The organism is Conexibacter sp. W3-3-2 (assembly GCF_009707605.1).
GTDB classification, from domain to species: domain Bacteria; phylum Actinomycetota; class Thermoleophilia; order Solirubrobacterales; family Solirubrobacteraceae; genus Paraconexibacter; species Paraconexibacter algicola.
Map to the genome: position 1 here is coordinate 2274258 of NZ_WLYW01000001.1, position 22742 is coordinate 2296999.

At 75.5% G+C, this 22742-nt stretch carries 18 protein-coding genes; 1 reads left to right on the forward strand and 17 read right to left on the reverse strand.

Features of this window, described 5'->3' with window-relative positions; all coding sequences use genetic code 11:
• Positions 1-221: 221 nt before the first annotated feature.
• From GKE82_RS11150 to GKE82_RS11200, 12 genes are all read right to left on the reverse strand, one after another.
• A complete protein-coding gene (locus GKE82_RS11150) occupies positions 222-1700 on the reverse strand; it encodes a fibronectin type III domain-containing protein (RefSeq protein WP_154733322.1) in 1479 nt (492 codons plus the stop codon).
• A gap of 411 nt (positions 1701-2111) precedes the next feature.
• Positions 2112-2900: a hypothetical protein gene (locus GKE82_RS11155; RefSeq protein ID WP_154733323.1), complete on the reverse strand. Its 789-nt coding sequence runs from the start codon at positions 2898-2900 to the stop codon at positions 2112-2114.
• On the reverse strand, positions 2900-3283 hold the full coding sequence (locus GKE82_RS11160; protein ID WP_154733324.1) for a hypothetical protein: 384 nt from the start codon (positions 3281-3283) through the stop codon (positions 2900-2902). The genes GKE82_RS11155 and GKE82_RS11160 overlap by 1 nt, the downstream gene beginning before the upstream one ends.
• Positions 3280-5217 carry a serine/threonine-protein kinase gene (locus tag GKE82_RS11165; RefSeq protein WP_196189167.1) on the reverse strand — a complete coding sequence of 646 codons (1938 nt, stop codon included), beginning with the start codon at positions 5215-5217 and terminating at the stop codon, positions 3280-3282. Before GKE82_RS11165 ends, GKE82_RS11160 begins: the two co-directional genes overlap by 4 nt.
• A 40-nt stretch (positions 5218-5257) precedes the next feature.
• Positions 5258-6010 (reverse strand): homing endonuclease associated repeat-containing protein, encoded by a 753-nt coding sequence (locus tag GKE82_RS11170; RefSeq protein WP_154733326.1) that lies wholly within the window; start codon positions 6008-6010, stop codon positions 5258-5260.
• A gap of 52 nt (positions 6011-6062) precedes the next feature.
• Positions 6063-6719: a helix-turn-helix domain-containing protein gene (locus GKE82_RS11175; RefSeq protein ID WP_196189168.1), complete on the reverse strand. Its 657-nt coding sequence runs from the start codon at positions 6717-6719 to the stop codon at positions 6063-6065.
• Between the two features lie 414 nt (positions 6720-7133).
• Positions 7134-7352, reverse strand: a complete 219-nt coding sequence (locus tag GKE82_RS31405) for a helix-turn-helix domain-containing protein (protein ID WP_196189169.1) — start codon at positions 7350-7352, stop codon at positions 7134-7136.
• Positions 7282-8268, reverse strand: a complete 987-nt coding sequence (locus tag GKE82_RS27030) for a hypothetical protein (RefSeq protein WP_196189170.1) — start codon at positions 8266-8268, stop codon at positions 7282-7284. The genes GKE82_RS31405 and GKE82_RS27030 overlap by 71 nt, the downstream gene beginning before the upstream one ends.
• Positions 8269-8436: 168 nt before the next feature.
• A complete protein-coding gene (locus GKE82_RS11185; RefSeq protein WP_154733329.1) occupies positions 8437-8685 on the reverse strand; it encodes a hypothetical protein in 249 nt (82 codons plus the stop codon).
• A gap of 473 nt (positions 8686-9158) precedes the next feature.
• Positions 9159-12182, reverse strand: a complete 3024-nt coding sequence (locus GKE82_RS11190; RefSeq protein WP_196189171.1) for an S-layer family protein — start codon at positions 12180-12182, stop codon at positions 9159-9161.
• A gap of 310 nt (positions 12183-12492) precedes the next feature.
• Positions 12493-14019: an RNA polymerase sigma factor gene (locus tag GKE82_RS28360; protein WP_230316148.1), complete on the reverse strand. Its 1527-nt coding sequence runs from the start codon at positions 14017-14019 to the stop codon at positions 12493-12495.
• Between the two features lie 56 nt (positions 14020-14075).
• Positions 14076-15347: a triacylglycerol lipase gene (locus tag GKE82_RS11200; protein WP_154733331.1), complete on the reverse strand. Its 1272-nt coding sequence runs from the start codon at positions 15345-15347 to the stop codon at positions 14076-14078.
• On the opposite strand from GKE82_RS11200, the gene GKE82_RS11205 reads away from it, so the two are divergent.
• Positions 15340-16722: a cation:proton antiporter gene (locus tag GKE82_RS11205; RefSeq protein ID WP_154733332.1), complete on the forward strand. Its 1383-nt coding sequence runs from the start codon at positions 15340-15342 to the stop codon at positions 16720-16722. The two genes, GKE82_RS11200 and GKE82_RS11205, sit on opposite strands and share 8 nt — an antisense overlap.
• A gap of 44 nt (positions 16723-16766) precedes the next feature.
• On the opposite strand, the gene GKE82_RS11210 is transcribed toward GKE82_RS11205, so the two are convergent.
• The 5 genes from GKE82_RS11210 to GKE82_RS30730 are packed head-to-tail and all read right to left on the reverse strand — an operon-like array spanning position 16767 to position 22685.
• Positions 16767-17549, reverse strand: a complete 783-nt coding sequence (locus tag GKE82_RS11210) for an enoyl-ACP reductase (protein ID WP_107567022.1) — start codon at positions 17547-17549, stop codon at positions 16767-16769.
• Positions 17550-17594: 45 nt separating this feature from the next.
• Entirely contained in the window at positions 17595-17930 is a 336-nt protein-coding gene (locus GKE82_RS11215) for a P-II family nitrogen regulator (protein ID WP_107567023.1), read from the reverse strand.
• Positions 17927-20731, reverse strand: a complete 2805-nt coding sequence (locus tag GKE82_RS11220) for a DUF2309 domain-containing protein (protein ID WP_154733333.1) — start codon at positions 20729-20731, stop codon at positions 17927-17929. The genes GKE82_RS11215 and GKE82_RS11220 overlap by 4 nt, the downstream gene beginning before the upstream one ends.
• On the reverse strand, positions 20728-22380 hold the full coding sequence (locus GKE82_RS11225) for a proton-conducting transporter membrane subunit (RefSeq protein WP_196189172.1): 1653 nt from the start codon (positions 22378-22380) through the stop codon (positions 20728-20730). The genes GKE82_RS11220 and GKE82_RS11225 overlap by 4 nt, the downstream gene beginning before the upstream one ends.
• Entirely contained in the window at positions 22377-22685 is a 309-nt protein-coding gene (locus GKE82_RS30730) for a hypothetical protein (protein WP_196189173.1), read from the reverse strand. The genes GKE82_RS11225 and GKE82_RS30730 overlap by 4 nt, the downstream gene beginning before the upstream one ends.
• Positions 22686-22742 lie beyond the last annotated feature (57 nt).

Genomic DNA, 22742 nt, shown 5'->3' on the forward strand with positions numbered 1-22742 from the left:
CCGCCGGACGTCGAGGCCCCCCCGGCGCGTCGACGCCGAGCCGGTCGGCCAGCGCCGCCGCGACCGCACCGACGGTCGCGGTCGCGGGCGCGTCGATCTCGACGTCGACCGGATCACGTCGCGGCCCCGGAATGACCGAGAGCCGCAGCGTGGAACGGGCCACGCGGACCGGGTCCTCGCGGCGCTCGCGCATCTCGGTCACCCCCGGCCCCCGGACGACGTCAGACGACGCTCGTGCGACGGAACCCGGGCGGCGGGCCGCAGTCGCAGTCCGGCAGTTGGCTGCCGCCACCGCCGGTGGGCGGCGGCACCGACGTACCCGGGTCGGCCGGCGTCGCCGGCGCCGGCTTCTTGTCGCAGTCCTGGGGGAAGGCGCGCTTGAAGTACTCGAACGAGCCGTCGAGCAGTTCGGAGTACCAATCGACTCCCTTGCCGAGCACCGATCCCCGCGCACTGATGCCGAGGGCGGCGCTGCCGCCAGCCCGTACGACAGCGCAGCCCGTGTTCCGCGGGTCCTGCGAGTCATACGCCGCGGAGACCGTCACGTCGATGGGAGTGATGGTCCCGGTCGGGCCGACGACCAGCCCCGCCGGGCCTGCACCGGCACCCGGGCCGAGGGTGATGGACCCCTGAAGACGTGCGTTGATCTGGCCGGACAGATCGACACCAGAGGCCTCCAGCACCTTGCCATTGAAGATCGGCTTCACCTGCGGTGTGCCCGGCAAGGAGCCCGACGCGGCGACGCCCGCCTCGGCGGACACCCCACCGCCGACGTACCGAGCTGCGGCCGACGCCGACATCGAGACCCTGGGCGTGAACGAGACTGCCGTCGGGACGGGAGGCGGCGTGAGCGACTGCGTCACGGTGGCCAGTTCGACGTTGCAGTCGAGCTTGCCGGTGACCTCAGCGAAGATCCGCAACTGCGCGCGAACCGAGAGTCCCAGGTCGTAGTTGACGCCCTTGGGAACGTCCAGGCCCAGGAACTTTCCTGTCGAGATCTCGATCCGCCCCCCGCCGCCGAGTCCCACATCGGGCTTCACGCCGAGGCCTGCAGTGCCCTCGCCGCCGCAACTCCGGCGACTGGCGCGGAGCCCGGCGCGGGTTCGCGGTCCGACTGGCCGCAGCGCCCGCTCGAAGTCAGGGATGACGAGGTCGACGTAGTCGAATGCGTCCGGGAGACTGACCGGCACGACCGTGAGCGTTCCGTCTACGGCGATCGAGGCCACGCGACCGACGAACGCAAGGTCGACTTCGCCGGTCGCCGGGACGACCAGGTGGTCACCGACGGCGGGAAGCGACTGCCCGCCCGCCAGACGCACCGCAGCGCCCTGCGTCAGCGGACGAGCGGAGGCGACGTCCGCCTTGGTGAGGATCGCGGTCCCCGGGGCGGCGACGAACGTCGGGGCCGCGCCCCCCGGCGCCGGGGCGGTTCCCACGGTCAGCGTCGCCGGCCCGAGCGTGCGTCCCCCTGTCACGGTGAAGACGCTGTACGAGTACTGCGATCCGGGCGTCAGGCCGGTGTCGCTGGCCGCGCTGCCGACCACGGCGACCGCCGCGCCGGCTGATGGCGTCGCGGGTGCGTCGAAGCCCGGGGCACGGCGCACGACGTAGGACGCACCGGCCGGACCGCTCCACGAGAACGACAGCGTGGTCGGCGAGATCTCCGAGGGCGTGAGCGCGCTGGCGGTCGGGAGCAGCACGTAGCGCAGCGTCAGCTTCGCCGAACGGCGGGCCCGGACCCGGACGCGCGCGGGCGATGCCGCCGGACCGTAGAGGCGACCGTCGTGCTGGAGGACCGCGGCGTCGACCGTGTAGGTCGCGGCGCGGAGCTTCAGGGTCCGGCGGAGGACGGTGCCCCGGTCGACCTTCGCGGCGACGACGCGGCGAGCGCCGGCGCGGAGCGTGGCGGTGGCGGGCACGCCGGAGGGGGTGCGGATCTCCAGCTTCAGCGAGCCCGTCCGCGGCGCGGCGTCGGCGGCTGGAGTGGCGAGGAGCGGGAGGATGCCGGCCGCGATCGCGACGGCGACGCGGCGTGCACGGAGCTGGTTGCTGATCACGGCATCAATCTACACTTTGGATTGATGCAACGCCAGCCGGGAGCTGCCCGGCGGCTACCTCCGCTTGGGACAGCGGACCCGGCGGTTGCCGTTGTCGGGGTCCGAGCAGCGGATCACCCGTCGGGGCACGTCGAGCACGAGGCTCCTGCGCCCCCGCTTGAGCCGATAGCTCTGGCTCTTGGTGATGCTGCCGGGGCGGCTGACGACGAAGTAGATCCGTTGACCGGCTCGAATCGGCATCGGCGGTCGAGCGAGCTCCCGCCGAGAGTTGCGGTTGCCGCGCCGCTCCACGTAGCGGAAGCCGTTCCCGCAGACCGGTCGGCAGAACACGTCGAGCTGGGTTCCCGCGTCGACGGCGTCCAGCTCACGGAGGACGAGCGCCCGGATCACGTCGCGATCCTTTGCGGGCCGCGGCTTGCGGTACTCCAGCTCGATGGCCGGGAAGTCGAGGACCACGGGCGCGTCGCTTCCTGCCGTCGTGAACGTGACCGTCTGGAGGACGGGATACGTCGCCTGGTCGGGAGGACGGACGAAGATCCGGGCCGCGTACTTCGCGCGCGGGACCAAGCCGCGCAGCGTCGTGGTCGTCCGGTGCCCCGACGACGGGACGACCCGCTCGGCGGTCCGCGTCCCGCGAACCGCAGGGGCGCTGTACTCCACGAGCCACTTCCACCCTGCGGGGACGTCGAAGGTGATGTCCAGCGCGGCGGTGGTTCGCGTCACGGTCCCCACGGTGACCGTGACTCCGGGCGCCGGCGTCTGCGCTTGGACGACGCCGAAGCCGACGAGCAGGATCGTCCCGACCAGCGCGACCAGTGCCCCACACGTGCGGGCCGGACGCATCAGTCGACCCCGGTGGGACCGTCGCTCGGGGGTGCGGGCCGCGGCGCCGGAGGCGGCACCACCACGGGCGGGCGCGGCACGACGGGCGGGCTCGGCTGCACGGGCGTCACCGGCGCGCTGCGGGACGGGGTGCCCCTCGCCGGCTGGACGGGTGACGCGACGCTCCGCTTCGGCCGCCGGGGTCGTGCGAGCGCGCGGACGTCGATCCGCCCGGCGGGCAGTCCGGCCGGGGGCACCGTCACCGGACCCGGGGCCGCAACCACCTCGGTGGCCCCGAGGTCGCGCCACGGATCGTCGTCGGGTGCGGTCGCCTGCGCCACCCCGAGCCCGCCCACGGCGCCCAGCAGCGCGAGCGCTCCGCCGAGGACCGCCGAACGGCTCACCGTCCCGCCTCCTTCACCGGATATCCCAGGCGCCCGGCTCGCGCCACGCGGTCGCGCAGCGCTCGGAGCGCCGAGGACAGCGCGCGCCCGGCCTTCCTGTGCCTGCCGCGGTCCGCGGTCGCGGCGGCGCGGGCGAGCGCGCGGGCTCGCGCTGCCGCCCGGTCGGTGCTCGCCACGACGCTCCGCAGCGCCGTGGACCGGCCCTCGCGGCGCTCCTGTGCCGCCAGGGGACGCAGTCGCGCGGAGACCGACCGCAGCGTGCCGGCGAGCTCGCGCGCGGCGCGGGCCTGTGTCGCGCCGCGCCGCGACGCCTCCAGCACCCCCTTGGCGGTCCCGACCGCAGCGCGCAGGCGGTCGACCTGGACGCGAACCGCCTCGAGCCGCGCGCGCGGGATCCCCAGCGGCACGGACGTCGCGCCGCGGACCCGCAGCGTCGCGACGAGACGGAGACAGGCAGCGGTGCCGTCGCAGCGCAGCTCGACGTCACCGGTCGTGGTCGGGACGACGAAGCGGTCGCCGTCCTGCATCGCGACGAAGGCACCGAGGCGGACCGGGCGCGGGGCACGCAGTGGTACGCCGTCGACCGGGGCGGCACCGGCCAGCGGCCCGCGGCTGGGCAGCACGGTCGCCCTCAGCGTGGTCCCGGCGACCCGCACGGTGCCCCCGGAGTCGGTCCGCCGGACCTGCGCGGCCGCGTCGACGGGTCCGAAGCTCAGCCCGCCCCCGAGGCGGACCGGCACCGTGTCGGCAGGGCCGGCCGGCCGGGCGAGCGCGAACCCGGCGACGAAGAGCAGCACGGCGGCGAGACCTCCCACGATCCGCGCGTCGACGGCCGGGAGCGTGGGCCGTTGACGGGCGGCACGCGGCTCGGGATCCCGCCTGGGCTTCGGTGGCGTCTCGCGCTCCGCCGCGGCGGAGCGGGGCGGTGCGGGCACGGCGACGACCGACGGCGGGGGCTCGACGTCGCGCTCGGGCGCCGCGACGGGCTCGGGCACGATCGCGGGTGCAGGATCGGGATCCGGGGCGACCGGCGTCGCGCTCTCCAGGAGCGGGGCCGACGGGAACATCGGCGCCCGCCCGAGCCGCTCGGAGCCCAGGCCGACGAGTGCGTCGCGGATGTCCGCGACGAACCGCTCGACGTCCGTCTCGCGGTCGACCGGATCCTTTGCCAGAGCCCGATCGAGGACCTCCTGGATCCGTCGCCCCTCGGGGCCGTCGAGCCCCGGAAGGCGCGGCGGCGGATCGGCGAGATGCGCCATGAGCACGGCCGCCTCGGTCGGACGCGGGAACGGCACCTGGCCGGTGAGCAGCTGACACGCGAGGCAGGCGAGGGAGTAGACGTCCGAGGCCACCGTGAGGTCCTCGGCCTTGATCTGCTCCGGGCTCGCGTAGGCGGCCGTCCCGACGAACGCTCCTGTCGCGGTGAGCCCCGCGTCCGCGACGCCCTTGACGACCCCGAAGTCCGCGAGGTACGCCCACCCGGCGCGCGTGAGGAGCACGTTCTGGGGCTTGATGTCGCGATGGACGAGTCCGGCGTCGTGTGCCGCGGCGAGCGCGCTGCCGACGGCGCGGAGCAGCTCGAGCGCTTCCCGGCCGCTGAGCGGCCCCTGGCGCAGGCGGTCCCCGACGGTCCCACCGTCGACCAGCTGCATCGCGATGTAGAGGTGCCCGTCCGCCGATCCGAAGTCGTAGACGGGGACGACGTGCGGATGCTCGAGTCCTGCGGCGGTCCGCGCCTCGCGCTCGAACCGCTGGACGAACTGGGTGTCCGAGGCCAGGCTGCGGTCCATGACCTTGAGCGCGACGGGGCGATCGAGCGAGACCTGACGGGCGGCGTAGACGGTCGACATGCCGCCGAGTCCGACAAGGCGCTCGATCCGGTACGCGCCGACGACCTCCCCCGCCTGCAGATGTCTCCCGATCCCGACGCTCACGCGACGGAAACCTACACGAGATTCTGGTGAAACTACAGGCTCATCTGGGGCGACGGTAGGTCGCGGGCCTCCCGGGCCCGCGCGGCCGGAACCCGGCCAGCTCCACCGCGGCGTTCCACGAGCCGAACAGACGCTGCACCGAGCTCGCGGGCGGCCAGCCCTCTCGCTGGACGGCGTCGGCGTCCGCCTCCCGGCCGGCCCGGCGCAGGGCGGCCGGGGACCAGTCGGTCGACGTCGGCGGCTCACCGTGCCGTGCGGCCCACGCCTGCATCGCCTGGATCGTCCGCGCGCGTGCGTTTCCGCGGCGCAGCGCATGGGCGCAGTCCCAGCAGACCGCCGAGACGGCGGCACCCTCTGCGACCTTCGGTCCGCCGCAGCCCGGGCACGGCTCCTTGCGCCGCTCGCGCGCAGCACGCGCCTCGACGCGCTCGGGATCCTGCACGTCGCGGTACGCGGTGGCCCGGCTGACCCCGAGCATGCGGCCGATCTCCGCGTACGAGACACCTTGCTCGTGCAGCGTCGCCGCACGCGCCCGGCGCGCGGCGACCTCCGGGTCGACGGCCGGGCCCGTCGGGCGGGCGACCGGAGCGGACTTCACGCGGCGGGGCGGCTGCAGCCCGGCGGCGAGGAGGACGAGTGACCACGCCCCGTAGCACGCGATGAGCGTCGCCGAGCTCAGCGCGGCTGCGTCGCGCGCCTCGTCCCACGCAGCCCGTGTCGGAGTCCGACCGAGCTCAGCCGCCAGCGACGCCAGCTGGTCGAGGAAGAAGAGCTGCAACTCGGGAGCGACCACGCATGCACAGTCTGACGCATGCGGCCCGCCGCCGGTTCACCGTCCGGAATTCTTACTGCTTGTCGCGGTTCCGGCGCTGCGTCGCGAGGTGGAGCTGGACCAGGACGTCCGGGTCGGACAGATCGACGTGCAGCTCTCGCTCGATGGTGCTCAGACGGCGGGCGAACGTGTTGCGGTGGATCGCCAGATCCTCGGCTGCCGCACCGCGGCGCGGCCAGCGGCGCGCGAACGCCTCGAGCGTGGCGCGCAACGACGGATCGAGCGGCGCGAGCAGTCGCTCGGCCGCCGCCTCGAGGAGGCTCGGATGCTCGGCGAGGCCGTCGTCGAAACCGACACCGCCCCACGACTGCGTCACGCCGGTGCGCCTCGCGGCGGCGAAGGCCAGCGTCGCCTGGACCGCCGCGCGAGGCAGATCGCGCGAGGCCACCCGCGCGCTGACACCACCCAGCAGCTCCGCGTGTCCCTCGAAGGGCTCGTCGACGGTCGCCAGCCAGGCGACGTCGCCGCGGTAGCTCGTGCGTGCCGCCGTCACCTCGGGCCTCAGCCGGGCCGGTCGCTCCGTCGCCTCCAGGAGGCCGATGTACCACGGGGCCTGCGGGAGCCCGGCGAGGGAGATACGCGTCGCCGCGCCGGCGCTCGTCACGCGACCGGCGAGCAGATCCTCGAGCAGCGCACGAAGGGGATCCTTCCCACCGGCGGCCTTGCGCACCGCGTCCCCCCTGCTCCCACCCTTCGAACAGACACCGCAGCGCGCGTGCGAGCCGCACGGTCTCGACGACGTAGTCGGCGGAGCTCCGCCGGACGGGGATCCCGCGTGCGGTGAGCTCGCTGCGCAGCACGCCGGGCAACGCGGCGCCACCCGCCGCGACGAGGGCGAGAGGCACATCGGCGCGCCCGAGCGCGTCGCCGATCTCGCGGAGCGACATCTCGTCGTCGGGACTGGGCGCGTCGACCTCCATCGTCCGGAGGATGGCGCGCTGACGCTGCGACAGGATCAGCCGGGCCGTGTCCGCCGGCAGATGGACCGGGACCATTCCGAGCCGCTCCAGCACGCCGACGTAGCGCTCCACGAAGGCGCCTGGACGCTCACGCACCACGGCCAGGTCATCGGTCACGTCGCGGCTCACGACATCGAGGTCGCCGAGGCGACGAGGAGCGTTCGCAGGGCACAGAAGCCCCCCAGGCTCTCGAGGTCGAGGTCGAGAAGCTGCCCGACACGCGTCACGCGTCGCCGCACCGTCGTCTCACTCGCGTTGAGCGCTTCCGCGGCCTCACTGGCGACGCCGCCGCTGGCGGCCCACGCCTCGGCGGCCTCCCGCAGCTCGGGCGTGAGGTCGTCCAACCGTCCCCGACGCTCCCGCAGGAACCATCCCGTCGCACTTCCCGGCCGCAGCAGGACGGCCGGGGCGACGTCGACGCTGTCCCTGATCCCGGCCGCGACGCCGGGCGGGAGCGCCTCGAGGACGAGCGAGGCCTCCGCGAACGCTCGTGGCAGATCCGTCGGCCCCGACGCGGCGGCGGTGGCACAGATGAGCCCGCCGTGACCGGCGGGCCGGGCCCCCGAGACCACCAGCAGCCGCCCCGCGAGGGACCGTCTGCGCGCGCGGCCCGGTCGGCACGAGTCGTGGTGCGCGCGCATCGGAGGCGCCGAGCTGGACCCCCTCGGGCGGACGACCGACGGTGACCCACAGGCGCCCGGCCTCGAGCCCGAGCGCCGCGGCCGCGCGCTCGGCCGCACGCGGCTCGCGCCGCTCCCCGACCAGCCGCCGCAGCAGCCGATCGGCCGGTCGCCCGGCCATCGCGAGGCGTTGCTCGCGGAACGCCTCGAGCGCCTGCGCCGAGGATCTGGCCGCGACGAGCGCGAGCGTTCGCGTCCCTCTGATCGCGGGGAGTAGACCCACGCCGTGCTGCTCGGCGCACTCCGCGTAGATGTCGCTCAACCGTGCCCAGAACTGCTGGAGGACCTCCTCCAGGACCATCTCCCCCGACTCGGCGAGCGCGATCGTGCGGCCCATCGCCCGCGACGCGCGCAGGACGCGGTACGGCTGGGTGTCCTCCTGCCCGACGGCCGCCGCGAGGTTCGTGGCGGTGACGGCCCAGCCGCTCACCAGGACCATGTCGTCGGGCAGCAGATAGGCACCGTCGATCGCCTCGACGAGCCGACGGCGAGCGGCCGGCCCCTCCTGGACCCAGGCGGCGGCCAGCGCGTCGACGAACGTCGCCGGCAGGGCCTCTATCGGTTCGGTCGAGATCTCCATGGTCAGCACACGGGAGTCGCAGATCGAACCTGCGAGCTGACAGGATCGCGTGAACGTCGAAGGCTCCCGCGCAACATTTGACGCAGCGCGCGCACGCCAAGTGGTGCGAAGCGTGCAGCGCCCCCGCGCCAGCGGATTTCAGGAACGGCGACGCGCCTACAACGCCGTTCAGCTTCGTGATCGCGCCTGCGATGGGGCGGGATCCCAGGGCTGCCCTGGGTCCTGCTCGTACTCCGGCAGCAGGCCGAGGTCGAACGCGGCGAGGAACGCGCGGACCGCAGCGGGCAACCGCCGCCCCTGGTGGTCGAGCTCGGGCCCGATCGGTCCGGCGCCGACGCCCAGCGACACGGGACAGCCACCGGGATCGCAGGGGCGCCCGCGGGGCAGGGCGTCGATCGGGTCCCGTCCAGCGGCCATGCGCTGGCGATTGACCCACCCGAGCACCTCGATGTGCTCGTCACCCTGTAGCCCTCCAGCACGCGACGCGTCTCGCACCTGACCTATCCCCACCCTCACTCCTGGACCACGCTCCCCGCGTGCGAGCGCCCATTGAACCGCAATGAGAAGTACTGCCCATAGTGCGACCCTCGCTGTTGTTCGATGAGTTGTGGTGCAGTCCGCGCAATTGTCAACTCGTCCGGTGGACAATGCCACGAAAGCGCCAACGGGGCACGGTCCGAGGACCGCGCCCCGCTGGACTCGGGAGAGCAGAATCGGAGTCGCGCTTCGCGACCGGGGGTTCCGCTCGATCGGTCCGGCGATCTCCGCCGACCCCTCCCCGCGAAGCGCCGTCTGGGTACGACGACGCTTTGCGCGGAGGGCGCCGGCGGCATCTCCGGGCCCCCACGGGGGCGCTCCGAGGAGCGCCCCCGTACCCCTGCCGTTCGTGGCTAGGCGGAGATGCGGGTGACCGTCACCGTGCCACGCTTGGCGACCTTGAAGGACGCGACGCCCTTCGCGTTCGTCTTCTTGCGCAGCGTCGTCTTGCCGACCCGCAGTGAGACGGTCACGTTCTTCGCGACGCGGCCGCGGCGGACGACCCGCACCGAGATGGTGCGCCCCGCCCGGGTGCTCCGCACCGTGATCGACGAGGTGAACCCGGGGTCACCCTTCTCGCCCTTGTCGCCCTTCGCGCCGGTGGCCCCCGCCGGACCCGCCGGACCCGGCGTGCCGTTGGTGCCGTTGGTGCCGGCCGGCCCCTGCGGGCCCGCGGCCCCGTTGGTGCCGTTCGTGCCGTTCGCCCCGGCAGGCCCGGTGGCGCCGGGGGCGCCAGGGGCTCCGGTCGCGCCGGTCGCGCCGGTCGCACCCGTCGGACCGGCCGGACCCGTCGGCCCGACGGGCCCGGTGCCGTCGTTGCGCGTCACGACCTCGCAGTTGCCGGGCGTCTCGTCCAGCGGCAGCAGGTCCGCGATGACCGAGTCGCTCCCGGTCCCGCAGTCGAGCGTGTCGTCGGTCAGGTCGCGAACGCGCAGGTCGTCCGGACCGGCACCACCCTTGACGGTGTCCTCACCCTCGCCGCCGTCGAGCACGTCCGCTCCGGCCTCGCCGTCGACGGTGTCCATGCCTTCGGCGCCGTCGATGTCGTCGGCACCGCCGCCACCGAGCAGCGTGTTGTCTCCCAAGCTGCCGACGATGGAGTCCGGACCGGCACCGCCCGTCACGTTCGCCGTGATGACGTTGTCGTTCTCCGGGAAGTCCCCGAAGATCGTGCCGTCGTTGGCGAGGCCGTCCAGGGTGATCTGCATGCCGTCACCGCGACCGGCGTAGGACACGGTGTCGTTGCCGTCACCGCCGGTGTACGTGTCGTTCGAGCCGCCGAAGCCGGTGGCGTCGTTGCCGAAGAACGTGTCGTTCCCGGCCCCGCCGTTGACGGTGTCCGCGCCGTCACCGGCCGTGACCTCCTCGTCGCTCGCGTCGCCGACGATCGTGTCGTCACCGCTACCGGTCTTGATGATCTCGAAGGAGCCCTCGACCTGGTCGCCCTCGCCGAGCTCACCGTCGCCGTTGAGCGGGTTGGAGAAGTGGACCGTCACATTGCCGGTGCGACCGGTGTAGTCGATCGTGTCCTTATTCCCCGCGCCACCCTTGAGGTCGTCCGCGCCGTTGGGGGCGTTCTCCTCCTTGATGACGTCCTTCCCGTCCTGGCCGTCGACCTCGTCGTCGCCGGCGTTGCCCTCGAGCGTGTCGTCTTCCGTCCCGCCGAGGATCGTGTCGGCGCCGGTCCCGCCGAGGATCGTGTCGTTGTCGGCGCCGCCGTCGAGCAGCGGGTCGCTGCCGTCCTCGCCGCTGATCGTGTCGATCCCGGCCTCGCCGCTCACGCTATCGGCGCCCGATCCCGCGTTGACGGTGTCGTCGCCGGCACCGGCGGCGATGCTGTCGTCACCGCCGAACGTGGTGATGAGGTTGTTCTCGCCCGCCGCATCGACGGTGTCGCTTCCGCCGCTGGTGGACGTCGTCAGGATCTCGACGTCGGCAGCGACGTTGTCGTCCTCGTTGACGGCGCCATCGTTGCTCGAGCCGTCCTGGTCGATGGTGATCGAGCCGGCGAGGCGCGTGGAGTAGCTCACGGTGTCGCGGTCTGGGCCCCCGACCGGGCCTCCGCCGACCAGTAGGTCGGCGCCGTTGTCGGCGGTGGAGCCGTCGACGTCGAGGAGGTCATCGCCGAGCCCCCCGTCGATCGAGTCGTCGCCAAGCCCTCCCCGGAGATCGTTCGCGAGCGCCGAGCCGACGATCTTGTCGTTGGCGGAGCCGCCGGTCACGTTCTCGACGCTGGGCTTCACGTTCAGGTTCTCGTTGATCGGACTCGCGACGACGCCGGCCGGACCTTGTGGCGCGGTCGAGCCACCGTCGTTGGGGGAGTCGTCGAGGCTGACGTCCACGCTGGTCGTACGTCCGGAGAAGTCGACCCTGTCGATGCCGGCCCCACCGTCGATGGTGCCCCCGGAGTGGAGGTTGCCCGCGGCGAAGACGTTCGGGACGAGCGTGTCGTCCCCGTCGCCGCCGACCAGCGACTCGATATCGCGCGTGACGGTGTCGAGCTCAGGGCCGCTCGAGGCCGCGTTGTCCGCCCTGATCGTGAGGTTCGGCGCGGAGCCCGGCGCGAAGGCGGCGTCGGTGTAGGCGGCGTAGGTGATCAGATCAACGCCCTGACCGCCGACGTACACGTCCTTGCCGTCGCCGATCAGCTCGATGAACGTGTCGTCCCCGTTGGTGGAAGCCGGGGTCGGGGCGACGACCGTGTCGTTGCCGTTGCCGCCGGTGATCTTGTCGTCACCGAGGCCGCCGTCGAGTGCGTCGACGCCGTCCTCGCCGAACAGCTCGTCGTCGCCGTCACCGCCGATGACCTGGTCGACGCCTGCGCCGCCGTAGAGCTGGTCCTTGCCCTGGTCACCGAAGACCGTGTCGTCGCCGCCCTCCCCGTCGAGATCGTCGGGGGTGACGGTACCGGGGTTGAAGCCGCCACGGATCGTGTCATCACCGTCGTTGCCGGTCGCCTTGATCGGCAGTGTGATCTCCGAGCCCGCGACACTGGCGGGATCGACATCGTCGTTCCCGGTGCCGAGCTTGAGATCGATGCCCACCGTGACGTTCGAGCAGACGAGACGCTGGCCGGCGGTGCCGGGCAGCGGGTCGCCAACGCCACTCGCAGTCGGGAGGCAGTCGAGGGTGCCCGGGAGAACGCCGCCGTTGAGGTTGCGGATGATGACCTGACCTGCGCCCCCCTGGGCGAGATCGAGATCGGCACCGACGGCATCGCCGGTGAACACGAGCGTCCCGCTCTGCACCGCGGCGGAGCCGCCGGCAAACGCAGCGCCCGGAAGCGCGAGGAGCCCGAGGGCCGCGAGTGCGGCCACACGGGTCTTGAAGAAGCCCTCAGCACTGATGTGCCGGGGACTACGCGGCAGTGCCGCCATGGTGGAACCCCTTTTCGTCGTGCGGCGTGTCCTGCCGCTTGTCCTTGAACCCCGGGAACCCCGGGACGGCGGGTTTTCTACCACATCATTTGGCGGAACACGCAGCCCAAGTTGGAGAAACACACCCGATTGCCGATGAACACTGGGCGATTTTTCGTTCGGCTGACCTCGACACGACGTCGCAGAACCGCCGCCGACGAGCCCCGCCGCCGCGGCGCGAGGCCGCGCCGCCGGCCGCATGGCGTCGCCACGCGAGCTGCCGCAGGGACGACCGCGCGATGGCCGCAGGGCCGCGCCGGAGCGCCCCGCGCTACGGCCGCCGGCCGACCGCGGGGACGCGCGCCCGCACGTCGTTCGTCGTGGCGAACCAGCGCAGGGTGCCGTCCTCGCCGGTCGTGCCGGTGCCGCGCAGCGCCCCGGTCGAGGGGTCGAACGCCAGGACGTCGAGCCCGTCGGCCGCCCAGGCCCGGTCGAGGCGAATCACGGCGACGCGCGTCCCGTCGGGCAGACGGCGCAGGCCCAGGCCACGGGTCCTCGGCGTGCGGCGCAGGACCTCGACGAGCGCGGCCCGCAGCCGCGGCCCGGCCGCCGGGTAGCCCAGCAGCGTGATCGCGAAGCCGCTCGCGGTCCGGCGGACCTCGTCGCGGACGGCCGGCGGGCAGTCGGACAGGGCGGCGGCCGACGGGCAGCCGCCGTCGCCGGCGTCGCGGCCCGACCAGGCCGTCTCGCGCAGCTGCCCGGCCAGGACCGTCGGGTCCTCGGAGAGCCCGCGGAGCGGATCGTCTCCCGCGAGCTCGTCGTTCAGGCCGTTGGCGCCGAGCAGCGCGGTCCCGGCCGCTCCCGCGGGGAAGGCGGAGCTGGCCGGGTCCGGCGGCGGGACCTGCGGGACCAGCCGCTCGAGATCGGGGGAGCCCGCCGCGCGCCAGGCCGCCCGGTCGCGGGCCGAGTCGAGCCGCACGCGGCTGACGCCCGTGGCGGCGAACCGCCCGCTGCCGTCGGCGGCGACCCAGCGCTCCTCGACGACCCAGCGGGACACGGAGAACGGCGTGCGCGCGGTCGCCAACGGGATCTGGTTGCCGCGGTCCTCGCGCGGGGGGCCGCCGACGAGGAACGACGCGAGCGTCGTGCTGCCCCGCTCGTAGAGCACGTCGCCGCTGCCCGGCAGCGTCTGCAGCCCGGCGCGCAGTCCGACGGCGCGCAGGCACCGCCCGGCGGGCCCGGGCTCGGCGCACGCGGCGGCGGCCGACACGGGCCCGCGGAGCGGCGTGCCGGGGACTCCCGGGCCCCGCCCGTCCCGGGTGGGCAGCAGCGCGAGGACCGCGACGAGCGCCACGCCCGCCGCGATGCCCGCGGCGAGCGCGGTGCGCAGGTGGCGGCGCGCACGGTGCAGGCGCGAGCGCACGGTCCCGACGGGCACGTCGAGCGCGGCGGCGATCTCCTCGTAGGAGAGGTCCGCCCACGCGCTCAGCAGCAGGACCTCGAGCTCCTCCCGGCGCAGGTCGCGCAGCGCCCCGGCGAGGAGCGGGTCGGCCGGGCCGGCCGGCTCGGGCGGCGGAGTGTGCCCGTCGGCCGGGAGCCGGTCCAGGAGCGCCTGCCGCCGGGTCCCGGCGCGCAGCTCGTCGCGGAGCAGGTTCGTGGCGATGGTGAACAGCCACGGCCGCTCGCCGTGGCCCTGGTCGACGAACCGGTCGTGGGAGGCGAACGCGCGCGCGAACGTCTCGGCGGTCAGGTCGTCGGCCAGGGCGTCGTCGCGGACGCGCGCCCGGAGGTAGCCGCGGATCGCGTCGTGGTGGCGCTCGTAGATCGCGGAGAACGCGCCCGCGTCGATGGTGCTCATGCCTGCTGCAACGCCGGTCGCGCCTGCGGAGTTCCCGGCGAGCGCCGATCCGCCGGTCAGCCGCAGACCACGACGCGCCGCACGACGCTGACGCGCCGGCCACGCGCGTCGGTGCCGCGGGCGCGGACGACGACGGTCGTGCCGGCGCGGCGGCGCAGGTCGAGCCGCACGCGGACCCGGCCGGTGCGCGTGCGCGTGACGGCGGTCCGCCGGCCGTTCACCGTCACGCGCACGCGGGCCAGCCGGGCGAGCGTCACGGTCGTGCGGCGGGCGGGCGTGCAGGCCGCGGCGGGAGCGGACCGCGGGCAGGAGGCGGTGGTGTAGCAGGCGAGCGCGGGCTCGGCGGGGTCCGTACGCGCCCGGTAGCTCTGGAACGAGATCGCGGCGGCGGCACCGTCGGCGGGCGCGGTCACGGGGTCGATGCCCGGGTGCAGGACCTGCAGGCAGACGCCGCGGTCAATCCGCGACGGGTCGGCCGGGCCGTCGTGGGTGAGGGCGTCGATCGCCAGCGCGTAGGCGACCGGGTCGACGAGGCCGATGAGCAGGTGCTCGTAGGCGGCGGCCGGGCAGATGTCCTGGGTGGCGACGTTCGTGCGCGCCCCGTCCCCGGTGCGCAGGGACGACGAGCCGGTCTCCGCGTCCTGGTTGGGCTGCACGGTCTCGTCGACGCGCGTGTAGATGCTCGTGTACGAGATCCCCGCGAAGGTCTCCTGCCGGGAGTTCAGCGCGCGCATGAAGTCGGCCTCGTCGCGCTGCTGCCAGCCGGCCGGGCTGCACGGGTCCTCGGCGCTGCAGACCGCGCGGGTGGTGCCGTGGTTGGACGGCGCGAAGCCGACGAGGTCGTCGACGAGCGCGCGGGTGTCGGGCCACCAGCGCAGCGCCCAGCGCCCGACCATGCCGCCCTGGGAATGCCCGACGATCGACACGCGTCGGCCGGCGCGTGCCGCCATCGTGCGCAGGGCGTGGACGACGTACTCGCCCGCCTGCTGGATGTCGGCGGTGGCGTGCTCGGGCAGGTCCAGCGCGCACCAGGGGACGCCGAGCGCGTCGAACGCGGGCTGGTAGGTCCACGACCAGTTGTCCTTCGCGGTCGCGCCGGTCCCTTGGAGCAGCAGGACCGGCGTGCGGGTCGCGCCCGTCACGCCGGGCGAGCAGGCGAGCGCGCGCTCGACGGCGGCGGGGTCGACGGTGAGCGGCGCGCCCGGGGTGTCGACCGGCGCGAACGCGGCGTCCGTGACGGGGCCGGCCGCGGTCGCGGGACCGGCGCTCGCCCCCGTGCCGAGCAGCGCGGCGGTGAGCAGTGCGACGACCCGACCCCTCGTGAGCATCGCGGCAGTGTACGGGCGCGGCGACCGCTCGCGGCCCGGTCGGCGAGTCCCGGCACGCCCGATCGCCGCGCCGCGGCGCGTCCGCGCCCGTACCCCGGTCGTGGACGCCCTTGCCGGGATCGTGCTCGCGTGCCTGCTCGTGGTGGTCGTCGCCCGGGCGCTCGGCGGGCTGCTCGAGCGGTTCGGGCAGCCCCGCGTGATGGGCGAGGTGCTCGCCGGGCTCGTGCTCGGCGCCTCGCTGCTGGGTCTGGCCCCGGGCGATCCGTCGGCGGCGATCTTCACCGACGACGCGCGCGACGTGATGAAGGCCGCGGGCCTCGTCGGCGTCGTCGCGTACCTCGGGGCGGTCGGCGCGTCGCTGGATCTCACGGCGCTGCGGCGCGACCGTCGGGCCGCCACGAGCGTCGCGCTCGCGTCGTTCGCGCTCCCGTTCGCCGCCGGGGCGGCGCTCGCGCTCGCGCTCCACGGCGAGGTGTCGGGTGATCCGCCGCTGGCGGCGTTCGCGCTGTTCGTCGGGACCGCGATCGCGGTGACGGCCTTCCCGGTCCTCGCCCGGATCGTCGACGCGCGCGGGCTCGGGGACCGGCTGCCGGGCCGGGTCGCGCTCGCCGCTGCCGCGGCGCAGGAGGCGCTCGTGTGGCCGGCGCTGGCGATCGCCGTGACGGTGAGCGGGCGCGACGGCGGGGTCGGCGGCGGCCCGGCGGGCACGCTCGCCGCGGCGGTCGCCGGGGTGCTCGTCGTGGTGGCGCTGGCCCGGGTGCTCGCCCCGGTCGTGCTGCGCGCCGCGTCGGCGCCGGCGGGGCGGTTCGGCGTGCTCGTTGCGGGCCTCGGGCTCGCGGCCGCGGTGACCGAGGTGACGGGGCTGCATCCGGTCGCGGGTGCGTTCCTGTACGGCCTCGTGCTGCCGGCCGGTCCGCGCGCGGAGCTGGCCGCGGACCTGCGCTCGCGCCGGGCGGTCGTCGCGCTCGCCGTGCTGCTGCCGCTGTACTTCGCGGTTCCGGCGCTGCGCCTGGACGTCACCACCCTGGGCTCCGACGGTCTCGGGATGCTCGCGCTCGTCCTCGTGGTGGCGGTCGCCGCCAAGCTCCTGACCGCCACGGCGGCCGCGGCGTGGGCGGGGCTCTCCCGCTCCGACGCCCTGACGGTCGGTGTCCTGATGAACGCGCGGGGCCTGGTCGAGATCCTCGTCCTCACGGTCGGGCTCGACGCCGGGCTGATCGACGAGCGGCTGTTCGCGGTGTTCGTGCTGGTCGCGCTGATCACGACGTTCGCGACCGGCCCGCTGCTCGGCCGCGTCCCGCAGGACCCGCCGTCCCCGCCCGCCGCCGAGCCGCCGGTCGCCCGGCCCCGGCGGGCGCTCGCCGGCCGCCGCTGAGGCGCGCGCCGGACTCGACCGGCCGCGCCCCGGCGGCGGGCCGCTCAGGCGGACCGCACCGCGCCCGCCATCGCGTGGAACCCGGCGTCGACGTGCAGGACCTCCCCGGTGATGGCGCGGGACGCGTCGTCGAGCAGGAACAGGGTGGCGTCGGCGACCGGCCCCGGGTCGGTGGCGTCCCAGCGCAGCGGGGCCTGCCGCTCCCAGGCGTCCAGGAGCGCGTCGAAGCCGGGGATGCCGCCCGCGGCGCGCGTGTGCAGGGGTCCGGCGGCGACGAGGTTGGCCCGCGCGCCGACCGTCCCGAGGTCGCGGGCGAGGTAGCGGTTGGTCGCCTCGAGCGCCGACTTGCACACGCCCATCCAGTTGTACGTCGCCCACGCGCCGTCGCTGTGGAACGTCATGCCGACGAGCGAGCCGCCCCCGGCCGGGAACAGCGGGGCGACGGCGCGGGCGAGACCGGCCAGGGACCAGGCGGACGTGCGGAACGCCAGCTCGACCCCGGCCTGCCCGGCCTCGACGAACGGTCCGTCGAGCGCTTCCGCGGGCGCGTAGGCCACGGCGTGCACGGCCCCGTGCAGCGGCCCTCCGTCGGCGCGCAGGCGGCGCTGCAGCGCGTCGAGGTCCTCGGTCGAGGTCAGGTCCGCGCAGACGACCGCGACGTCCCCGGGCAGCGTGTGGGCGAGGTCGCGGCAGCGGTCGAGGTCGCGCGGCGGCGCGGTGAGGGTGACGTGCGCCCCGTCGTCGAGGGCGCGCTCGGCGACGGCGTAGGCGATGGACTCGGGTGAGGCGACGCCGGTGACGAGCAGCCGGCGGTCGGTGAGGGACATCGGCAGGGTCCTCCTGGAGGGTCGGTGGTCGGTGGCGCGGACCGGTCAGGCCGGCGCGGTGAAGTGCTCGGAGCGGCAGACCGCGGTGGGCGAGACGAACAGCACGCCCGGGCGGTCCTCGAACAGCTCGCGCAGTCCGGCGATCGCCGCGTGCGCGCGGTCGTCGGGCATGACCGCGATGAGCAGCGAGAGCGCGTCGGTGTCGTTGAAGAGCAGGCGGCCCCCGTGGTAGCCGTCGTGCCCGAAGCCGGAGACGCCGTTGATGCTCGTGTAGCCGGTGGCGCCGGCGGCGCGCAGCAGCTCGACGGCGCTCGGGACGTCGGCGCCGCGCAGGACGACCTCGACCTTCGTCATCGGCGTCAGGGCGGTGGGGGTGCTCATGCGATCTCCTCGAGGACGGGGGTGGCAGGGGTCCAGCGCACCCAGGGCCCGCCCGTGGTGCGCTGGTGGAACGGGTCGTCGGCGGACTCGCGGGCGGCGAGCGCGATCCAGCCGCCGTCGACGTAGTGCTGCAGCAGGTCGTTGCGCGCCATCAGCTCGTCGATGCGCGCGCGGGGGGCCTGCACGACGAACAGTGCGCGCAGCGGCTCGTGGTAGAGCTCGTCGCCGACGGCGACCGACTGCCACGGCAGCCCGATCCGCAGGTCCCCTCCGGGTCCCTCGAGGACGCCGACGTCCCCGACGACGTTGTGGAGCGCCTTGTCCCCCGCCCCCAGGACGTCCGGGTCGACGGCGGAGAAGTAGTACTGGGCGTTGATCCACTGCACGACGAGCCCGGGCGCGGTGAGGATCGTCTCCAGGGCGGTGCCGTCCGGGTCGGCGCGCCAGTCGTAGGAGTGCAGGAACGTCCGGGTCTGGAGGTCCAGGCCGGCGACCATGTCCCCCGGTCCGATGACGAACGCGCCGTGGCGGGCGAGCCCCCACTCGGGCCGGATCTGCGCCCAGTCGCGGGCCCGCCGGCGCGGATGGTCGGGGCCGGGCAGCCGCCGTGCGCGCTCGGCGGCGAGCGCCTCCCCGGCCCGGTCGAGGTCGGCCTGCAGCCGGTCGACCGCGTCGCGGTGCCTGGCGGGGATCGCGTGACGGTCGAGGATCTCGACGCGGTCGGTGGCGGTGTCGTGGTGTCCGGCGATCACGACCGTGTCGTCGGGGATGCGGATCCCGCGCTCGGCGAGGCCGACGCGGACGCTGAGGCGGTTGAGCAGCGCGGCGGCGATGCGGGCGTTGGGGCCGCCGTGCTGCCCGCCGCACGCGCCGCAGTCCAGGGCGGCCTCGTAGGCGTTGTTCTCGGTCCGGCTGCCGTGCCCGGTCAGCAGGACGACGGGGGCGAAGCGGTCCACGAGCCCGAACGAGCGCAGGGCGAACTCGGCCCAGAGGACCTGCTCGTCGCGGTCGAAGCCCAGCCGGGCGGCGTCGGCGAGCCGCTGCGCGTGGGCGTGCGGGGTCAGTCCGGCGCGGGCGGCGAGGTCGGGGGCCTCGCCGCGCAGGGCCTGCAGGCGCAGGTCCTCGCAGCGCTCCTCCGGGAGGCCGGGACGGCCGAGCGCGGCGCGGATCGCCTGCCGCTCGGTCTCGGCGACGAGCGCGGCCGCCTCCTGCTCGTCGGGGGTGGCGACGGTGGGGTCGGCGGCGATGACGCGGGTCCGGCGGGCGAGCCGGTCGCGCAGCCGCCCGACCCGTTCCGGGGCGGCGGTGCGCGCGGCCGCGAGCGGGCCCGCGAGCCAGCCGGACGCCTCGGCGAGCGCGAACGGGGAGGCGAGCCCGTGCCGGGCCCGGTGGAAGGCGTGGTCGAGCGCGTCGAGGTGCCCGGCGGTGGCCATCGCCCGGGCGGCGTCGCGTTCGGTGCCGGTGACGGGCCGCTCGGTGATCGCCTTGGTCGGCGTGACCGGGGCCGGGCACAGCCGCGCCTCGTGGTCGCTGCCGAGCTGCCGCCAGCGGATCACGAGCTGGTAGAAGCCGGCGAAGCCGAACGTCTCGTAGGCGCCGCGGTCGCCGAGGTGACGGCGCAGGCCCTCCGAGCGCGCGTCGATGCAGAAGACGGCCTGCGCGTCGGGCCGCCCCGACGGTGCCGGGTCCGGGTCGGGGGCGCGTGCCAGCTGCGCGAGCAGGCCGTCGCGGTAGTGCCACTCGAACGCGTCCTGCCAGACCCACGGCCGGTCCGCGGCGGGCAGCCGCTCGAGGACCGCGCTGCACGCCTCGAGCTCCTGCTCGGTGGCCGCGTGGGCGCCGAGCACGCGGGCGACGCGGGCGGCGCGGACGTGCCGTCCGATCGGGTCGACGGGTGCCGGGGCGGCGTGCCGGGCGAGGTCCTGCTCGACCAGTGCGCGCAGGCCGGCGGTCCCCTCGGGGAGGAGTCCGGCGGTGGCGGCGCTGACGAGCGGCGCCTCGTAGGAGAGCCGGATGGCGAGCAGCTCGACGAGGTCGGCCGGGTGCGGTGCCTGGTCGGGGTGCTCGGCGCACCACTTCACGTGCCCGGTGAAGCCGGGCAGGCGGGCGAGCTGTCCGCGCAGCTCGGCGCGGCGTTCGGCGTCGGGCACGTGCAGCGCGGTCAGGGCGGCGAGCACGGCGTCCTCGGCGCGCACCGCGGGCGCGGCGAGCACGTCGCGCAGCCCGAGCCGGTCGAGCGCCGCGTCGTGCGGCACGAGCGCGCGCCAGGCGGCGTACAGGCCCCGGTCGCGGCCGGGCATCGCCCAGGCGGCGTGCCCGGAGTCGCAGAAGGCGGTGAGCCACTTGGCGACCTCCGCGTCGACGGCGGCGGCGATGTCGGTGCCCAGCAGCCGGTCGCACCACTCCCCGGCGCCGCGCGGGAGCGCGGGCGGGGCGGGCACGTCGCGGCCGTGCAGGAGGTCGGCGCGCAGGGCGTGCACGGCCGGCACCGTGTTCCCGTCGAGCTCGAGGTCGGGGAGGCCGCCGAGCTCGGGCAGGCGCCGGTGGAGCGCGGCGTCGAGGTCGGCGCTGGTGATGCGGCCGCGGTCGTGGTGGGCGCGGTAGTCGGCGAGCGGCAGGTGGCCGTCGATCCCGAGCAGGCGCCGGGAGCGCGCGACCGCCTGCTCGAACGGCTCGTGCTGGAGGCCGCCGAGCGGGTTGACGGCGATGAAGGTGCGCAGCGGCCAGACGGCGTGCAGCGCGGTGGCGGCGGAGGAGACCTGGGCGCGCAGGCGCACCCGGTCGGTGTCGGTATAGCTCATGCGGGCACGCTCCTGGGGGCGTCGTGGTGGGTGGTGCTGCGGTCGTCGAGGGCGCCGTCACGGACCCGCGGGGGCCGGGTGACGACGGGCGCATGGGCGCGGCGGGCGAGCGCCGGGTCGCGCCGCGGCCGGGGCGCGGTGCGCCCGGCCTCGAGCGCGCGGACGTACAGCCGGGCGCTCAGCTGCGCGCCGCGGCGGGAGCGCAGGACCGGCAGGCCGGCCGCCAGGACGGCGGCGGGCACCAGCGCGAACCAGGCGCTGACGGTCGCGCCGGGGTCCGGGAGCGCGGGCGCGAGCAGGGCGTCGGCGCCCGTGATCAGGCCGGTGTAGGCGAGGCACGCCGCCGCGACGGCGGCGAGGCCCAGCAGCGGTCGTCCGGGGGTACTCGTGAGCCAGGCGTGGGCGGCGTGCGCGGCGGTGGCCCAGGCGAACGCGACGAGGACGAGCGTGCCGGGATGGTCGAGCAGGTCGGCGGCGTAGGTCAGGAACGCGGCGGCGATCGCCACCGCCGGGACGAGGGCGGCGGCGGCGAGCCGGACGGGCGGCGCCCAGCGCACGCCGCGTGGGCCGGGCCGGGCGGCGACGGCCCGCCGCTTGTCGGCGTGCACGACGGAGCCCGACCCGAGGAACAGGGTGGCCTTGTACATGCCGTGCGCGACGAGGTGCAGGAGCGCGGCGGCGTAGGCGCCGAGCGCGCACGCGAGGACCATGAAGCCCATCTGGCCGACGGTCGAGTGCGCGAGGGCGCCCTTCACGTCGGGACGGGTGAGCATCAGGGCGGTGCCGTGGACCGCGGTGGCCGCACCGGCCGCGAAGGCGAGGCCGAGGGCGAGTGCGGAGGCGTCGACGAGCGGGGCGAGCCGCACCAGCAGGATGCCGCCCGCGTTGACGAGCCCGGCGTGCAGCAGGGCCGAGACGGGGGTCGGTGCGGCGAGCGTGGCGGGCAGCCAGCGGTGCAGCGGCAGCAGCGCGGAGCGCGCGATCGCGGCGAGCACGAGCAGGCAGGCGACGAGCGTCGCGGCGTCGACGCCGGCGACGGTCGCGGTGTCGAGCGCGGCGGCGGCCGCCCCGGGGTCGCGCAGCGACGGGTCACCGGCGGTGGCGAGGACGATGGCGACGGCGGCGAGCAGCGCGAGGTCGCCGATGGCGAAGGTCCGCGCGGTCCGCTGCAGGCCGACGCGGGCGGCCGGGAGGTCGGCGCGCTGCGCGAGCAGCGCGAGCAGGCCCAGGCCGGCGGCGCACCACGCGGCCGCCAGGACGGTGAGGGTGGCGGCGCCGACCATCGCGGCGGCGGCCGTGGTGGTGCCGGCGGCGGTGACGACGAGGCGCCGCTGGCGCGGGTCGCCGCAGAGGTAGCGGGCGGTGTAGGCCTGCACGACGGCGCTGACGCCGAGGACGAGCAGGAGCAGGAGGACCGAGACGCGGTCGGCGAGGAGGCCCGGCCCGTCCGGGCTGCCGCCGGGGGTCCAGGTGACCGGCCCGCCGCCGAGCACGTCGACGGCGAGCGCGACGGTGAGCGCGAGGCCCAGGAGCGAGCCGGCGGCCGCGGCGTGGGCGCCGCCGGACCGCAGCCGCCGGGCGGGCGCCAGCAGGACCGCGATCCCGGCGAGCGCCGGGGCGCCGACCGCGAGGGGTAGGAGGGCGCTCACGGTGCGATGCCCTCCGCGCCGGGGGTCGCGAGCGCGCGGCCGTCGAAGCCGCCCAGGCGGGCCAGGATCTCCGGGTCGTGGACGACGCAGTAGAGCGAGCGGCCGCGTTCGAGCTCGGTCGCGATGTGGGCGCCGACCTGCTGGGCTGCGCGGGCGCGGGCGCCGGCCGGGCTGATCGTCATGGCGATGTCCGGCGGCGGCGCGACGTACTTGCGCGCCCACGGTCCGGGCGTGCTGCGCGGGGGCGCCGCGTCGGCCACGGCGGGCCGGGGAGCGGGCGGGGTCACGACGTCGGAACGGTGCACGGCAACTCCTTCGCAGAAGACGACATGGATGACGCGAAGGACAATACATGTATTTGC

Excerpts from the sequence above, each read along its gene's own strand:
- GKE82_RS28360 (WP_230316148.1), bottom strand. The coding sequence starts at position 14,019 with ATGAGCACCATCGACGCGGGCGCGTTCTCCGCGATCTACGAGCGCCAC.
- GKE82_RS27030 (WP_196189170.1), bottom strand. The coding sequence starts at position 8,268 with ATGGAGATCTCGACCGAACCGATAGAGGCCCTGCCGGCGACGTTCGTC.
- GKE82_RS11155 (WP_154733323.1), bottom strand. The coding sequence starts at position 2,900 with ATGCGTCCGGCCCGCACGTGTGGGGCACTGGTCGCGCTGGTCGGGACG.
- GKE82_RS11190 (WP_196189171.1), bottom strand. The coding sequence starts at position 12,182 with ATGGCGGCACTGCCGCGTAGTCCCCGGCACATCAGTGCTGAGGGCTTC.
- GKE82_RS11215 (WP_107567023.1), bottom strand. The coding sequence starts at position 17,930 with ATGAGCACCCCCACCGCCCTGACGCCGATGACGAAGGTCGAGGTCGTC.
- GKE82_RS11210 (WP_107567022.1), bottom strand. The coding sequence starts at position 17,549 with ATGTCCCTCACCGACCGCCGGCTGCTCGTCACCGGCGTCGCCTCACCC.
- GKE82_RS11185 (WP_154733329.1), bottom strand. The coding sequence starts at position 8,685 with ATGGCCGCTGGACGGGACCCGATCGACGCCCTGCCCCGCGGGCGCCCC.
- GKE82_RS11220 (WP_154733333.1), bottom strand. The coding sequence starts at position 20,731 with ATGAGCTATACCGACACCGACCGGGTGCGCCTGCGCGCCCAGGTCTCC.
- GKE82_RS11200 (WP_154733331.1), bottom strand. The coding sequence starts at position 15,347 with ATGCTCACGAGGGGTCGGGTCGTCGCACTGCTCACCGCCGCGCTGCTC.